Here is a 14,204-nt window from a genome sequence, read left to right as displayed (position 1 = left end):
ATGACGCTCACCGCCTTCATCGAAAGCATCGGCCTCGTCGGGCCGGGCTTGAACGACTGGCCGCACGCGGCCGACGTGCTCGCGGGCCGCGCGGCCTATGCAAGCGCACGCACCGTGCTGCCGCCGCCGGCCGGCCTGCCGTCGGCCGAGCGGCGCCGCACGGGCCCCGTCGTGCGCGTCGCGCTCGCGGTCGGCCACGAAGCGGTCGCCGCGAGCGGACGCGATGCGGCCACGCTCGCTACCGTGTTCAGCGCGTCCGGCGGCGACGGCCAGAACTGCCACGCGATCTGCGAAACCCTCGCCGGCGACGATCGCCAGCTGTCGCCGACGCGTTTCCACAACTCCGTACACAACGCGCCGGCCGGCTACTGGAGCATCGCGACCCGCGCGATGGCGACGTCGAACGTGCTGTGCGCGCACGACGGCAGCTTTGCCGCGGGCCTGCTCGAAAGCCTGTGCCAGGTCGCGGTCGATCGCTTGCCGACCCTGCTGATCGCGTACGACACCGACTATCCGGAACCGCTGCGCACGGTGCGGCCGATCGACGACGCATTCGGCGTCGCGCTCGTGTTCGCGCCGGAAGCGAGCGAGCGCGCGCTCGCCCGCATCGACGTGCAGCTCACCGACGCGCCTGCCACGACGCTCGCGAATGCCGAGCTCGACGCACTGCGCACCGGCAATCCGGCCGCGCGCGTGCTGCCGCTGCTCGATGCGCTGGCTGCACGGCGTTCGACGCGCGTCGTGCTCGACTACCTGGCCGATACGCGCGTGCAGGTCGACGTCGCGATGCCGGCTGCCTTCGCGGAGCGCGCGTGATGGCCGCAACGATCGCGTTGACGCCGCCGCTCGACCACGCGTGGATCGCCGCGCATATTCCGCACGGCGGCACGATGTGCGTACTCGATACGGTCGATGCGTGGGACGCCGAACGCATCCGTTGCACGGCGACGAGCCACCGCGATCCGCACAACCCGCTGCGCTCGCACGGCCGGCTCGCGTCGGTCTGCGGCATCGAATACGCGGCGCAGGCGATGGCCGTGCACGGCGCGCTGCTCGGTATGCAAGAACAACGTCCGCGCGCCGGCTATCTGGCGAGCGTGCGCAATGTCGACGCGTTCGTCGACCGGCTCGACACGTTCGACCTGCCGCTCACCGTCGACGCGGAACGCATGAGCGGCGACGGCCGCTCGGTGCTGTACGGCTTCGCGCTGCGCTGCGGCGATCGCGTGCTGCTGACCGGCCGCGCCGCGGTGATGCTCGACGCATCGGCGGGCGGCACGTTTGCGCCGCCGCCCGCCGGCAATTCGAATCCTCGATGAAGAGACTTATACAAGGAAACCAGGTCGTGAAAGTTCGTCAGTTCATTGGCACCGCGCTCGTTCTGGCGCTGATCAGCCCAATCGCGCATGCGGACATGTCGGAAGTGAAACAGGACATCAAGCGCGATTCGAAGGAAGCCGCGCACAAGACGGGCGAAGCTGCACGCAGCTTCGGCCACGCAACCGCGAGCGCCGCGAAGGCGGTCGGGCACGGAGTCGCACACGCGTCGCGCGAAGGCTGGGATGCCACCAAGCGCACGACGAAGCGGATCTTCCACAAGAACGACTCGGGCGCTTCGGGTGGAAAGAGCGAAAAGAGCGATTGAGCACGCACATCGCGCGCATCACCGACTGCATGCGCGCGATGCGTGACCATCCGTCGATCGCGACGCCGCGTTACCACGGCGTCGTGGCCGTCATCGCGCGCCGCGCATGCGGCGTGCCGGCCTCGCCGGCCTGCGCGCGAAGCACTTGCCGTACGCGACGAACCAGCAATCGCGATGATCGAAGTTCCGCAGCAGCCGCGCGCGGCGCCGCTCGAGCCAGTAGAGCAAGACCGCCATCGTCAGCGCGACGGCCAGTGCCGAGCCGCCGATCGCGAGTCCCATCCAGGTTTCACCCATGCCTTCTCCGGAATGCGAGGCCGAAGCGGCACGCCTGCCGCCGATCCGGCACTGGATATAGCGGAACGCGGCCCGAAACGCGCGCGAACGCGGTCCGGGCCGCCGTGCGTCATTGCATGTGCTGGCCGCCGTTGATCGCGATATTGGAGCCCGTCACGAAGCCGGCCTCCTCCGAGCACAGGTAAGCGACCAGCGCCGCGACTTCCTCGGGCTTGCCGAGCCGGCCCGCCGGAATCTGCGGGAGGATCTTCGTGTCGAGGATGTCCTGCGGGATCGCCGTGACCATCTTCGTCGCGAGGTAGCCCGGCGACACCGTGTTCACCGTCACGCCCTTGCGCGCGACCTCGAGCGCCAGCGATTTGGTGAACCCGTGCATGCCGGCCTTCGCGGCCGCATAGTTGGTCTGGCCGACCGAGCCCTTCGAGCCGTTCACCGACGAGATGTTGACGATGCGACCCCAGCCGCGCTCGACCATGCCTTCGCAGACGGGCTTCGTCATGTTGAACACGGAATCGAGGTTCGTGCGGATTACGGCATCCCAGTTCACCTTGTCGAGCTTGCGCAGCGTCATGTCGCGCGTGATGCCCGCGTTGTTCACGAGAATGTCGACCGGGCCGACGTCCCGCACGATCGCCTCGATGCATTGCTGGCACGAATCGTAATCGGCCACGTCCACCGGGTACGCATGGAACTCGCGGCCGGCCGCGTGCATCTCGGTCAGCCAGCGGTCGGCGCCGGTGTTGTTCGGCGAATACGTGACGACTACCCGGTGGCCCGCGTCGTTCAACCTGATGCTGACCGCTTCGCCGAGACCGCCCATTCCACCTGTCACAACTGCAATTCGCTTAGTCATCCTATAAATTACCGACAAAAAAGTAATCGATGAATGCGGGGCGACGGCATCGCACATGCTGCCGCCCCACCGCTTCGATGCGCAGCCGCCCGCGTCGCGGGCGCGGCACGCATCGGAACATCGCGCTTGTTGTTGGCTGCTTGTCGTGCGCGACAACCACTTCGCCCGCACGCGGCGCCGGCCGGCGCCGCCAGCGGGTCGTCTTCAGCCTCTGCTCAGACGCGCTCGACCGCGAGCGCGACGCCCATCCCGCCGCCGATGCACAGCGACGCCAGCCCGCGCTTCGCATCGCGCTTGGCCATCTCGTGCAGCAGCGTCACCAGGATCCGGCAGCCCGACGCGCCGATCGGGTGGCCGATCGCGATCGCCCCGCCGTTCACGTTCACCTTCGACGTGTCCCAGCCCATCTGCTTGTGCACCGCCAGCGCCTGCGCCGCGAACGCCTCGTTGATCTCCATCAGGTCCAGGTCGCCCGGCGTCCAGCCCGCGCGCTCCAGGCACCGGCGCGACGCCGGCACCGGACCCATCCCCATCACGCTCGGATCCACCCCCGCGTTCGCATACGCCTTGATCCGCGCCAGCGGCGTCAGGCCCAGCGCCGCAGCCTTCTGCGCCGACATCACCAGCACCGCCGCCGCGCCGTCGTTCAGGCCCGACGCGTTCGCCGCCGTCACCGAACCGTCCTTCGAGAACGCCGGCTTCAGCCCCGCCAGCGATTCCGCCGTCACGCCGTGACGCACGAATTCATCGGTCGCGAACTGCAGCGGCTCGCCCTTGCGTTGCGGAATCGACACCGGCACGATCTCGTCGTCGAAGCGCCCGGCCTTCTGCGCCGCTTCAGCCTTGTTCTGCGACAGCGCCGCGAATGCGTCCTGCTCTTCGCGCGTGATTCCGTATTCCTTCGCGACGTTCTCCGCCGTGATGCCCATGTGGTACTGGTTGTACACGTCCCACAGGCCGTCGACGATCATCGTGTCGACCAGCTTCGCGTCGCCCATCCGGAACCCGTCGCGCGAGCCCGGCAGCACGTGCGGCGATGCGCTCATGTTCTCCTGCCCGCCCGCGATCACGATCTCCGCATCGCCCGCGACGATCGCGTTCGCCGCCAGCATCACGGCCTTCAGGCCCGAGCCGCACACCTTGTTGATCGTCATCCCCGGCACTGCCGCCGGCAGCCCGGCCTTGATCAGCGACTGCCGCGCCGGGTTCTGCCCCGAGCCGGCCGTCAGCACCTGGCCCATGATCACTTCGCTGACCTGCTCGGGCTTCACGCCCGCACGCTCCAGCACCGCGCGGATCACCGTCGCGCCCAGTTCAGGCGCCGCAATCTTCGCAAGCGAGCCGCCGAATTTGCCGACCGCGGTCCGCGCGGCCGATACGATCACTACGTCCGTCATGTTCAGTTCCTGCATCGAAATCAAGTTCGTCGTTCTGACGCCGGCACGAGCCGGCTGCAATTGGCGATGGCGCACGTCGGGCCATTCGGCGCGATAAGGGTCGCACGCCGCCGCGCCATGAGCAGCGTCCGGTCGCACCGGCGGCACACCGGCACGGCCCGCACATGCACCTTGCGGCAAACCGGAGGGCCGCCGTGCACTGCGCAACACACGCGATGCACGGCGCCATCCGACGCCGATCAATCGTGTCGTGTCGCGCCTGCGCGCGACACGCGCTCACGTCCGCGGTTATGTCCGCGGTTGCGCCGTTACGCGGCCGATTCGCGCGCAGCCGCTGCCGCGTCCTTGCGTGCGGCGGCAGCCGTCTGCTTGCCGCCCCGCGTGGCCGTTTCGCTGACCGCATCGAAGCCGCTCTGTGCAGCTTCGATCGCCTGACCCGTCGCTGCGCGCACGGAGTCGGCCGCTGCCGTCGCCGCGGACAGCGCCGAATTCAGTGCGGCCACCACCGGCGCCGAGCCGGCCGGCGCATGCTTCGACAGTTCGCCGATCACGTCCTTCAGGCGCTTGTCGTTCTGTTCGTATTGCGCCTGCGCGACCTTCGCCCATTCGGATTGCGTCGACACCGCGATGTCGAACAGATGGCGGCCGTACGACACGACCTTGCCGGCCGCTTCCTGCGGTACGGCCGCCTGCTGCGCGAAACCCGCGGCCGGATTGCTGCTGTTGAAGGCGTTCTTCAGCTTGTCTTCGTATTCCTCGAGCGCCGTCCGGGCTGCCTGCAGGTTGAGTTCGACGACAGCCTCGAAACCCTTGATCGCCGGACGGGCGATCGCGAACCACGCGGCGATACCGGATTGATAATCGGCGGCGAATTTTTCGGGGGCAAATACGGACATCGGGCACGCTCCTGTTGGCAATGCGAGAGACGACGTAAAGAAAAATAGAAGCCAGATCGAAAGCCGGCTTACTTATTGACAACTCTCCACTCACTTGAGCGCGAGAAGTTGGAGGAAGCCATTCTAGATCGATTAATTGTCAATAAAATGGCATTAATGATAAGTGTAAACCCTTATTTCATTTCGTGCGACCGCCTGAGCCCACGACGCGCCGTCATCGCAGAGAAAAAAGTACCTCGCACTCTGTCCCGTATTGCCTTTTTACCTTTTTACAACGTAGCGCATCATGACGCCGCTCAACATTTACCAATTCACTATTTCGTTTATTAGAAAACCGGCGCCCATTGAAAATGGAGCAGTTACTTATGTAATCGATTTTCCGGATTTATTATGAAATCGTTTCCGGGATTATTAATGACAAAATCAATGATCGGATGAATTGCGGGTCGCAATGGAAAAAACCTGGCGCGGCCGTATGAAACGGCCGAGGCCGCGGCCGCGGCCGGCGCCGGCGCCGGCGTGCGGGCGATCAGCCGGCCAGTTCGCGATGCAGTGCGCGGAATTCCTGGGCGAGCTTGTGCCCGGGTTCGAGATGGATCACCGGCTTGGACTGCTGATGCGACTCGCGGATCTTCACCGACGCCGACAGCCTCGACGCGAGCACCGGCAGCCCTTCGTCGACGAGTTCGTCGACCAGCCGTTGCGGCAGGCTCGCGCGCGGCTGGAACTGGTTGATGACGATTCCTTCCACCTCGAGCGCCGCATTGTGGTCCTGCTGGATTTCCTTCACGTTCTCGAGCAGCGTGTACAGCGCGCGGCGCGAGAAATCGTCGCAGTCGAACGGGATCAGGCAGCGCTCGACCGCGATCAGCGCCGAGCGCGTATAGAAATTCAGCGCGGGCGGCGTGTCGATGTACACGGCGTCGTAGGTATCGAGTTCGTTCAGCGCATCGCGCAGCTTGTAGATCTTGTAGCGCGATTCCAGCTTGCCGTGCAGCGTGTCGAGGTCCGGATGCGCGGGCATCACGTCGAGCCCTTCGAACGGGGTCGGATGGATGAACGACGCGACGTCGACCGGACGGAAGTTGAAGGTCAGCGCGGTTTCGAAGAAGCCGGCCACACCCGGTTGCGCATCGGCAGCGGCGTCGCCAAGCAGGTAGCGCGTGGAATTCGCCTGCGCATCGAGGTCGATGACGAGCGTGCGCAGCCCTTCGCTCGCGCTGATCGCCGCCAGGTTGCAGACGATCGTCGATTTGCCCACGCCGCCCTTCTGGTTGAATACGACCCGCCGCATGGTGTCTCCTCGATCGAAACGTCGAAAGGATCAGCTTAGCCGGTCAATAATGGCGGCTGCGTGACGCAGATCGAATTACGCGCGATTGTGCGCGGCACGCATCAGATGCGCGGCAGCGCACCCGATACATGGCGATTGCCGGGCACGCTCCATCGCCACGGAAGATCCGTGCCGACGCGAATGCCGATGCGCGGCCCGCCCGCCAGATCGGTGGGCGGCGCCATGCCGTCGTCCACGACCGCGAACCCTTCGCGCGCGCAGACCAAATCGACGCCATCCTGGGCGCCGCCGATCCCCATCGCCTGGGTCAGCCGCGCCGGCCCGCGACACAAATCGCGATCGCGCGTCAGCGGCGGCCGTGCCGCACGCATCTGCTCGAGCCCGTGCAGCGGTTCCAACGCACGGATCAGCACGCCCGTTCCCGTGCCGTCGGGGCCGCACACGCAATTGCAGCACCAGTGCATGCCGTACGTGAAATAGACGTACAGGTGCCCGGGCGGCCCGAACATCGTCGCATTGCGCGGCGTCTTGCCGCGATAGGTATGCGCCGCCGGGTCGATCGCGCCGGCATAGGCCTCCACTTCGACGATGCGGCCGGCCCGGCCGTCGGCTGCCGCGAGGATCTTGTTGAGCAGTTGCGGCGCGACGTCGGTCGCTGCGCGATCGAAGAACGCACGCGGCAACACGGTGCCCGGCCATGGGGATGCCGTCTTACCGAGTCGCATCCGGCTGCCCCTCCGGCTGACGACCGGAAGCGGTCCTCGCGTGCAGATAAAGCTGACGGTACGCATCGACCAGATCGTCGAGGCCGAACGCAAGATTTCTCCCGCTGGGATTGGGCAGCACCCAGACGCTCGCGCGCTGCATGCGCGCCGGCTGCAATCCCCACGCGATTTCGCGTTGCCCCGAGAGCGCCGAGTACGCCGCCTTGCCGAGAAACGCGACAAAGCGCGGCCCATAATGCGCTACCTTCTGTTCGAACTCCGCCGCCGCGGCGAGGAATTCCGCGCGCGAAAGCTGATCGGCACTCGCGGTCGGCCGCTTCACCACCGCCGTCAGGCCGCAGCCGTACCGGAGTATCGCGCGATCGTCCTGCGGAGGAATTTCCGTTGGCGTGAAACCCGCGAGATGAATCACGCGCCAGAAGCGATTGGCTCTCCCCGCGAAGTGATGCCCGGTTGCGGCGGCGGTCATGCCGGGGTTGATCCCGCAGAACAGCACGTCGAGATGCGCAGCGATGAGGTCGGGGAGTTCGTCAGCCACGGTTCGCCTGGAGTGCGACGTACAAGGACGTAAACGAAGAAAGGCCCGAAGACCCGGGCCAAGCAACCGGCTTGACTCGGACATTCGGGCCCATCGTGATGCGGGATGCCGACTTGCCGATCAGAACGGGATATCGTCGTCCATCTCGTCGAAGCCGCCGCCTGCCGGCGCACTCGGACGGCTCTGCGCGCCGCCGCCAGCACCACCGCGCGCCGCACCGCCGGCACGACCGCCGCCGCCACCGGCGCGTTCCGTCTGCTCGCCACGGCCGCCACCGCCGCCACCGTAGCCGCCGCCGTAACCGCCTTCGTCACCGCCGCCGCCACCACCGCCCGCACCGCCGCGGCCACCGAGCATCTGCATCTGGTCGGCGACGATTTCGGTCGAATAACGATCCTGGCCGTCCTGGCCTTGCCACTTGCGCGTGCGGATGCGGCCCTCGATATAGACCGACGAACCCTTCTTCAGGTATTCGCTGACGATTTCCGCCAGACGACCGAAGAACGCGACGCGATGCCACTCGGTCATTTCCTTGAAATCGCCGCTTGCCTTGTCCTTGTAGCGGTCGGTCGTCGCGAGACGGATGTTCGCAACCGCGTCGCCGCTCGGCAGGTAACGGACTTCAGGATCGGCGCCGAGATTGCCGACGAGGATGACCTTGTTGACGGATGCCATGTGTTTCTCCAGTAAATTCGATGCCGGGCCGCCCGCGCATGCGTCGGAGCGGCCCGCCGGGCAAGCCGGCGAACGCCGCCGGTGCCTGCCCGAAAATTGGGTTCAGGCCTTGCGCGGCGGCGCTTTCATGCTGGCCGCGATTATAAGCCACGCGGCAACCAGCCCTGAGCACGCGTAAAACACGGTGTTCGCGCCGCCGTGCTTCAGCAGCCAGCCGCCCGCGATGCCGCCGAGCGCGAGCCCGATCGACTGCGTGGTGTTGTACACGCCCGTGGCCGCGCCCTTGCGCGAACCCGGCGCGAGCTTCGACACGAGCGACGGCTGCGACGCTTCCAGGATGTTGAACCCCAGGAAGTAGACGAACAGGATCGCTGCCACAATCAGGATGGTATGCGGCGCGCTGCCCAGCAGCAATTGGCCGATCAGGATAGCCAGAATGCCGCCGAGCAGCACCGGCTTCATCTTGCCCCGTTTCTCCGCGACGATGATCGCCGGGACCATCATCACGAACGCGAGCCCCATCACCGGCAGGTAGACCTTCCAGTGCGCGGCGACCGGCAGCCCGCCGTCGACGAGCAGGCGCGGCACGACGAGGAACAGCGCCGTCTGCGTCGCATGCAGCACCAGCACGCCGAAGTTCAGGCGCAGCAGCTCGACGTTGTGCAGCACCTCGGCGAACGGCGCGGGCACGTGCACGGGCTTCGCCGCGTCGGGCACGATCCACACCACGACGCCGATCGCGAGGATCGACAACACGCCGACGATCGTGAACAACCCGCTCATCCCGACCCAGTGGAATACGATCGGCGCGCCGACGATCGCGACCGCGAACGACACGCCGATCGAGCCGCCGACCATCGCCATCGCCTTGGTACGGTTCTGCTCGGAAGTCAGGTCGGCGATGAACGCGAGCACCGCGGACGACACGGCGCCCATCCCCTGGATCACGCGGCCGACGATGATCCACGTGATGTCGTGCGCGAACGCGGCGACGAAGCTGCCGATCGCGAAGATCACGAGGCCCGTGGCGATCACCGGCTTGCGGCCGAACTTGTCGGACGCCCAGCCGTAGAAGATGTAGAACAGCGACTGCGTGACGCCGTAGGCCCCGAGCGCGATGCCGACGAGCAGCACGTTGTCGCCGCCCGGGATGGTTTTCGCGTAGACCGAGAACACCGGCATGATCATGAACAGGCCGAGCATGCGCAGCGCGAAGATCGCCGCGAGCGACGTGGTCGCGCGCAATTCGGGCGCGGTCATGCGGGAAGACGTGGCGGACGGATTGGACATCGGGAATGAATTTCGAATGATCGGAATGTCCGCCCGGTAACGGGCGGCGGAAGATCAGGACCGGCGGGCGACGTATCGGGGCAGGATTCGGCAGCCTGCAGGCCACCCGGAACCGCGCGGCGCGACCGCTTTCCCCGGCGCAGGCGCCGCCTTGCTGCCACCTGCTGTAAAGGCTGGGGACCCCGAACGACGGTCTCGAAAAGCCGTTATAGTAGCAGGTTTGGTTCCCTCCATTTTCGCCAGGTTCATGGAACAGATCCGTATCCGTGGGGCACGTACCCACAACCTGAAAAACGTCAATCTCGACCTGCCGCGCCACAAGCTGATCGTGATTACCGGGTTGTCAGGGTCGGGCAAGTCGTCGCTTGCGTTCGACACCCTTTATGCCGAGGGCCAGCGCCGCTACGTCGAAAGCCTGTCCGCCTATGCCCGCCAGTTCCTGCAGTTGATGGAGAAACCGGACGTCGACCTGATCGAGGGCCTGTCGCCCGCGATCTCGATCGAGCAGAAGGCGACGTCCCACAACCCGCGTTCGACCGTCGGCACGGTCACGGAAATCCACGACTACCTGCGACTTTTGTACGCACGTGTCGGCACGCCGTACTGCCCCGACCACGACATCCCGCTCGAGGCGCAGAGCGTGTCGCAGATGGTCGACGCCGCGCTCGCGCTGCCCGAGGAAACCAAGCTGATGATCCTCGCGCCCGTCGTCGCGAACCGCAAGGGCGAGCACGTCGAGCTGTTCGAGGAGATGCAGGCGCAGGGCTTCGTGCGCTTTCGCGTGCGCTCGGGCGGCGGCACCGCGAACGAAGGCGTCGCGAAGATCTACGAGGTCGAGTCGCTGCCGAAGCTCAAGAAGAACGACAAGCACACGATCGACGTCGTCGTCGATCGCCTGAAGGTGCGCCCGGACATGAAGCAGCGCCTCGCCGAATCGTTCGAGACGGCGCTGCGCCTCGCCGACGGCCGCGCGATCGCGCTCGAGATGGATACCGACCACGAGCACCTGTTCAGCTCGAAGTTCGCGTGTCCGATCTGCTCGTACTCGCTGCAGGAGCTCGAACCGCGCCTGTTCTCGTTCAACAACCCGATGGGCGCGTGCCCGGAATGCGACGGCCTCGGCCAGATCACGTTCTTCGACCCGAAGCGGGTCGTCGCGCACCCGTCGCTGTCGCTCGCCGCGGGCGCCGTGAAGGGCTGGGACCGCCGCAACCAGTTCTACTTCCAGATGCTGCAGAGCCTCGCAGCGTTCTACGAATTCGACATCGACGCCGCGTTCGAGGATCTGCCGGAAAAAATCAGGAAGGTGCTGCTGTTCGGCTCGGGCAAGCAGACGATCCCGTTCTCGTACATCAACGAGCGCGGCCGCACGACGATCCGCGAGCACGTGTTCGAAGGGATCATCCCGAACCTCGAGCGCCGCTACCGCGAAACCGATTCGGTCGCGGTGCGCGAAGAACTGTCGAAGTACCAGAACAACCAGCCGTGCCCGTCGTGCGAAGGCACGCGCCTGCGTCGCGAGGCGCGCCACGTGCGGATCGGCACGGGCGACTACGCGCGCGGCATCTATGAAATCAGCGGCTGGCCGCTGCGCGATGCGCTCGGCTATTTCGACGGGCTGACGCTCGAAGGCGCGAAGCGCGAGATCGCCGACAAGGTGATCAAGGAAATCGTCGCGCGCCTGACGTTCCTGAACAACGTCGGCCTCGACTACCTGTCGCTCGAGCGCAGCGCCGAGACGCTGTCGGGCGGCGAGGCGCAGCGGATCCGGCTCGCGTCGCAGATCGGCTCGGGCCTCACGGGCGTGATGTACGTGCTCGACGAGCCGTCGATCGGCCTGCACCAGCGCGACAACGATCGCCTGATCGGCACGCTCAAGCACCTGCGCGACCTCGGCAACTCGGTGATCGTCGTCGAGCACGACGAGGACATGATCCGCACGGCCGACTACGTCGTCGACATGGGCCCCGGCGCGGGCGAGCACGGCGGCGTGGTGGTGGCCGAAGGCACGCCGAAGCAGGTGCAGTCGAACCCGCAGTCGCTGACGGGCCAGTACCTGCTCGGCAAGCGCACGATCGAGTATCCGGACGAGCGGATCGCACCCGACGCCGAGCGGATGCTGCGCATCGTCGACGCGCACGGCAACAACCTGAAGCACGTCGATCTCGAGCTGCCGGTCGGCCTGCTGACCTGCATCACCGGCGTGTCGGGATCCGGCAAGTCGACGCTGATCAACGACACGCTGTACCACGCGGTCGCGCGCCATCTGTACGGCTCGTCGGCCGAGCCGGCGCCGCACGAGGCGATCGAGGGCCTCGAGCACTTCGACAAGGTGATCAACGTCGACCAGTCGCCGATCGGCCGCACGCCGCGCTCGAACCCGGCCACGTATACGGGCCTGTTCACGCCGATCCGCGAGCTGTTCTCGGGCGTGCCGACCTCGAAGGAGCGCGGCTACGATCCGGGCCGCTTCTCGTTCAACGTGAAGGGCGGCCGCTGCGAATCGTGCCAGGGCGACGGCGTGCTGAAGGTCGAGATGCACTTCCTGCCGGACGTCTACGTGCCGTGCGACGTGTGCCACGGCAAGCGCTACAACCGCGAAACGCTCGAAGTGCAGTACAAGGGCAAGAACATCAGCGAAGTGCTCGACATGACGGTCGAGCATGCGTACGAGTTCTTCAGCGCGGTGCCGGTCATCGCGCGCAAGCTGAAGACGCTGCTCGACGTCGGCCTCGGCTACATCCGCCTCGGCCAGTCGGCCACGACGCTGTCGGGCGGCGAGGCGCAGCGCGTGAAGCTGTCGCTGGAGCTGTCGAAGCGCGACACGGGCCGCACGCTGTACATCCTCGACGAGCCGACCACCGGCCTGCACTTCCACGACATCGCGCTGCTGCTCGAGGTGATCCACCGGCTGCGCGACCAGGGCAACACGGTCGTGATCATCGAGCACAACCTCGACGTGATCAAGACGGCCGACTGGGTGATCGACCTCGGCCCCGAAGGCGGCGCCGGCGGCGGCCAGATCATCGCGCAGGGCACGCCCGAACAGGTCGCGAAGACGAAGGCAAGCTTCACCGGCAAGTACCTCGCGCCGCTGCTCAAGCGTCCGACCCGCAAGGTCGCGGCCGGCTGACGCGCTTTCGGCCCTCCCGGCCCTTCCCGCGCGCGGCCGCCCGGCCGCGCGCGTCCTTTCGCGGCGAGCAGCCCCCTCGTTTTCCCTTCTGCGTTTACACGACGCGCCAAACGGCCCGTTTGCGGACCATAATGGCAGCTATACTTTACGGTCGTAAGGTTCGCCTTCCGCACCAGTCCGGTGCGACGCCGGGCGAACCCGGCTCTGCCGCGCGCTGTGCGGCATGACACACGAACGACAGGAATCCACGATGGAGAAGCAACAAGAGTCGCGCGATGCGCAGAGCCGCGAGCCGCACCTGCGCAGCGTGCGGCTGACGAGCGACTTCAGCCTGCCGAAGCTGTCGGCACTCGAGATCGGCAGCTATCTCTTCACGATCGTCACGATGTGGCTCGTCCTCGAGCTCAAGCTGCTCGGCGGGCTGCTGGCCGGCCTGCTCGTCTACCAGCTGATCCACACGATCGCGCCCGTGATCGAACGCCACACGACGAGCATGCGCGCGCGCTGGGTCGCCGTCGTGCTGCTGGCGATCGCGATCGTCGGCGGGCTCACGGGCCTGACGATCGGCATCATCGAGCATTTCGAGCACACGGTGCCGAACCTGCAGAGCCTGCTCGGCCAGTTGATGCAGATCGTCGAGCAAACCCGCGCGCGCACGCCGGCGTGGATCGCGAACCTGCTGCCGGTCGACGTCGAGCAGATGAAGACCAAGGCGGCCTTGCTGATGCACTCGCACATGGACCAGCTCCAGCAGAGCGGCAAGAGCGTCGCGCGCGGCTTCGGCCACGTGCTGTTCGGGATGATCATCGGCGCGATGATCGCGATCGGCGTCGAGCACGGCAAGGTGCGCCGGCCGCTGTCGACCGCGCTCGTCACGCGCGTATCGCGCTTCTCCGACGCGTTCCGCCGGATCGTGTTCGCGCAGATCAAGATCTCGGCGATCAACGCGACGTTCACGGGCATCTACCTGCTCGTCGCGCTGCCGATCTTCCACGAGCGGCTGCCGCTGTCGAAGACGCTCGTGCTCGTCACGTTCATCGTCGGCCTGCTGCCGGTGATCGGCAACCTGATCTCGAACACGCTGATCGTCGCCGTATCGCTGTCGGTCAGCATGGGCACCGCGATCGCGTCGCTCGTGTTCCTCGTCGTCATCCACAAGCTCGAATACTTCCTGAACGCGAAGATCATCGGCGGCCAGATCGAGTCGCGCGCGTGGGAGCTGCTGCTCGCGATGCTGATCATGGAGGCCGCGTTCGGGCTGCCGGGCGTGATCGCCGCGCCGATCTTCTATGCGTACCTGAAACGCGAGCTGTACCTGCTGCGGCTGATCTGAAACCCGCGTCTCAGGCGACAAAAAAACGCCGCGCCCCGTAAAGGGGGCGCGGCGTTTTTGTTTCCGGGGACTGCCGATCGGCGGCCGGCGATCCGGGGGGGCGGCCAACCGGCGGCCGGCCAACCGGG

General features: G+C 66.4%; 14 protein-coding genes. 5 read left to right on the top strand and 9 right to left on the bottom strand.

Going from position 1 to position 14,204, the window contains the following annotated elements:
- From ACNQQL_RS13035 to ACNQQL_RS13025, 3 genes are read left to right on the top strand one after another with little or no spacing between them, the layout of a single operon-like run.
- Positions 1-816, top strand: a complete 816-nt coding sequence (locus tag ACNQQL_RS13035) for a beta-ketoacyl synthase chain length factor (RefSeq protein WP_347064325.1) — start codon at positions 1-3, stop codon at positions 814-816.
- Entirely contained in the window at positions 816-1,319 is a 504-nt protein-coding gene (locus tag ACNQQL_RS13030; RefSeq protein ID WP_347064324.1) for a hotdog family protein, read from the top strand. Before ACNQQL_RS13035 ends, ACNQQL_RS13030 begins: the two co-directional genes overlap by 1 nt.
- Positions 1,316-1,645, top strand: a complete 330-nt coding sequence (locus ACNQQL_RS13025; protein WP_347064323.1) for a hypothetical protein — start codon at positions 1,316-1,318, stop codon at positions 1,643-1,645. The genes ACNQQL_RS13030 and ACNQQL_RS13025 overlap by 4 nt, the downstream gene beginning before the upstream one ends.
- Positions 1,646-1,735: 90 nt before the next feature.
- Here the strand turns inward: ACNQQL_RS13025 and ACNQQL_RS13020 are convergent, their stop codons facing one another.
- The 9 genes from ACNQQL_RS13020 to ACNQQL_RS12980 all read right to left on the bottom strand — a co-directional run bounded on the left by ACNQQL_RS13020 (position 1,736) and on the right by ACNQQL_RS12980 (position 9,610).
- Entirely contained in the window at positions 1,736-1,942 is a 207-nt protein-coding gene (locus ACNQQL_RS13020) for a hypothetical protein (RefSeq protein ID WP_175962072.1), read from the bottom strand.
- 109 nt (positions 1,943-2,051) lie between these two features.
- Positions 2,052-2,795 (bottom strand): acetoacetyl-CoA reductase, encoded by a 744-nt coding sequence (gene phbB, locus ACNQQL_RS13015; RefSeq protein ID WP_347064322.1) that lies wholly within the window; start codon positions 2,793-2,795, stop codon positions 2,052-2,054.
- A gap of 215 nt (positions 2,796-3,010) precedes the next feature.
- A complete protein-coding gene (locus ACNQQL_RS13010; RefSeq protein WP_047901068.1) occupies positions 3,011-4,192 on the bottom strand; it encodes an acetyl-CoA C-acetyltransferase in 1,182 nt (393 codons plus the stop codon).
- Between the two features lie 308 nt (positions 4,193-4,500).
- Positions 4,501-5,088 carry a TIGR01841 family phasin gene (phaP, locus tag ACNQQL_RS13005; protein WP_347064321.1) on the bottom strand — a complete coding sequence of 196 codons (588 nt, stop codon included), beginning with the start codon at positions 5,086-5,088 and terminating at the stop codon, positions 4,501-4,503.
- A gap of 529 nt (positions 5,089-5,617) precedes the next feature.
- On the bottom strand, positions 5,618-6,382 hold the full coding sequence (locus tag ACNQQL_RS13000; RefSeq protein WP_034179044.1) for a ParA family protein: 765 nt from the start codon (positions 6,380-6,382) through the stop codon (positions 5,618-5,620).
- A gap of 101 nt (positions 6,383-6,483) precedes the next feature.
- Complete coding sequence (locus tag ACNQQL_RS12995) at positions 6,484-7,107, bottom strand: DNA-3-methyladenine glycosylase (protein WP_347064320.1); 624 nt, start codon at positions 7,105-7,107, stop codon at positions 6,484-6,486.
- Positions 7,094-7,645 carry a G/U mismatch-specific DNA glycosylase gene (mug, locus tag ACNQQL_RS12990; RefSeq protein WP_347064319.1) on the bottom strand — a complete coding sequence of 184 codons (552 nt, stop codon included), beginning with the start codon at positions 7,643-7,645 and terminating at the stop codon, positions 7,094-7,096. The genes ACNQQL_RS12995 and mug overlap by 14 nt, the downstream gene beginning before the upstream one ends.
- A gap of 120 nt (positions 7,646-7,765) precedes the next feature.
- The gene (locus ACNQQL_RS12985; protein WP_034179047.1) at positions 7,766-8,320 is read right to left on the bottom strand and encodes a single-stranded DNA-binding protein; all 555 of its coding nucleotides are present in this window, start codon (positions 8,318-8,320) and stop codon (positions 7,766-7,768) included.
- 102 nt (positions 8,321-8,422) lie between these two features.
- Positions 8,423-9,610, bottom strand: coding sequence for an MFS transporter (locus ACNQQL_RS12980; protein WP_072444663.1), 1,188 nt, complete (start codon positions 9,608-9,610; stop codon positions 8,423-8,425).
- A gap of 247 nt (positions 9,611-9,857) precedes the next feature.
- Here ACNQQL_RS12980 and uvrA point away from each other — a divergent pair, with 247 nt between their 5' ends.
- The gene (uvrA, locus tag ACNQQL_RS12975; protein WP_072444665.1) at positions 9,858-12,743 is read left to right on the top strand and encodes an excinuclease ABC subunit UvrA; all 2,886 of its coding nucleotides are present in this window, start codon (positions 9,858-9,860) and stop codon (positions 12,741-12,743) included.
- Positions 12,744-12,993: 250 nt separating this feature from the next.
- Positions 12,994-14,076, top strand: coding sequence for an AI-2E family transporter (locus ACNQQL_RS12970; protein ID WP_204424570.1), 1,083 nt, complete (start codon positions 12,994-12,996; stop codon positions 14,074-14,076).
- The last annotated feature ends 128 nt before the right edge of the window (positions 14,077-14,204 follow it).

It is taken from the genome of Burkholderia sp. LFS061, from assembly GCF_047978125.1.
Taxonomy (GTDB): domain Bacteria; phylum Pseudomonadota; class Gammaproteobacteria; order Burkholderiales; family Burkholderiaceae; genus Burkholderia; species Burkholderia pyrrocinia_C.
Note: the sequence above shows the minus strand (reverse complement) of the source record. Positions and strands in the feature narration are given on the sequence as shown.

Excerpts from the sequence above, each read along its gene's own strand:
- ACNQQL_RS13035 (WP_347064325.1), top strand. The coding sequence starts at position 1 with ATGACGCTCACCGCCTTCATCGAAAGCATCGGCCTCGTCGGGCCGGGC.
- phaP (WP_347064321.1), bottom strand. The coding sequence starts at position 5,088 with ATGTCCGTATTTGCCCCCGAAAAATTCGCCGCCGATTATCAATCCGGT.
- ACNQQL_RS13010 (WP_047901068.1), bottom strand. The coding sequence starts at position 4,192 with ATGACGGACGTAGTGATCGTATCGGCCGCGCGGACCGCGGTCGGCAAA.
- uvrA (WP_072444665.1), top strand. The coding sequence starts at position 9,858 with ATGGAACAGATCCGTATCCGTGGGGCACGTACCCACAACCTGAAAAAC.
- ACNQQL_RS13000 (WP_034179044.1), bottom strand. The coding sequence starts at position 6,382 with ATGCGGCGGGTCGTATTCAACCAGAAGGGCGGCGTGGGCAAATCGACG.
- ACNQQL_RS13020 (WP_175962072.1), bottom strand. The coding sequence starts at position 1,942 with ATGGGTGAAACCTGGATGGGACTCGCGATCGGCGGCTCGGCACTGGCC.
- ACNQQL_RS13025 (WP_347064323.1), top strand. The coding sequence starts at position 1,316 with ATGAAGAGACTTATACAAGGAAACCAGGTCGTGAAAGTTCGTCAGTTC.
- phbB (WP_347064322.1), bottom strand. The coding sequence starts at position 2,795 with ATGACTAAGCGAATTGCAGTTGTGACAGGTGGAATGGGCGGTCTCGGC.
- ACNQQL_RS12985 (WP_034179047.1), bottom strand. The coding sequence starts at position 8,320 with ATGGCATCCGTCAACAAGGTCATCCTCGTCGGCAATCTCGGCGCCGAT.
- ACNQQL_RS12970 (WP_204424570.1), top strand. The coding sequence starts at position 12,994 with ATGGAGAAGCAACAAGAGTCGCGCGATGCGCAGAGCCGCGAGCCGCAC.
- ACNQQL_RS12995 (WP_347064320.1), bottom strand. The coding sequence starts at position 7,107 with ATGCGACTCGGTAAGACGGCATCCCCATGGCCGGGCACCGTGTTGCCG.
- ACNQQL_RS13030 (WP_347064324.1), top strand. The coding sequence starts at position 816 with ATGGCCGCAACGATCGCGTTGACGCCGCCGCTCGACCACGCGTGGATC.
- ACNQQL_RS12980 (WP_072444663.1), bottom strand. The coding sequence starts at position 9,610 with ATGTCCAATCCGTCCGCCACGTCTTCCCGCATGACCGCGCCCGAATTG.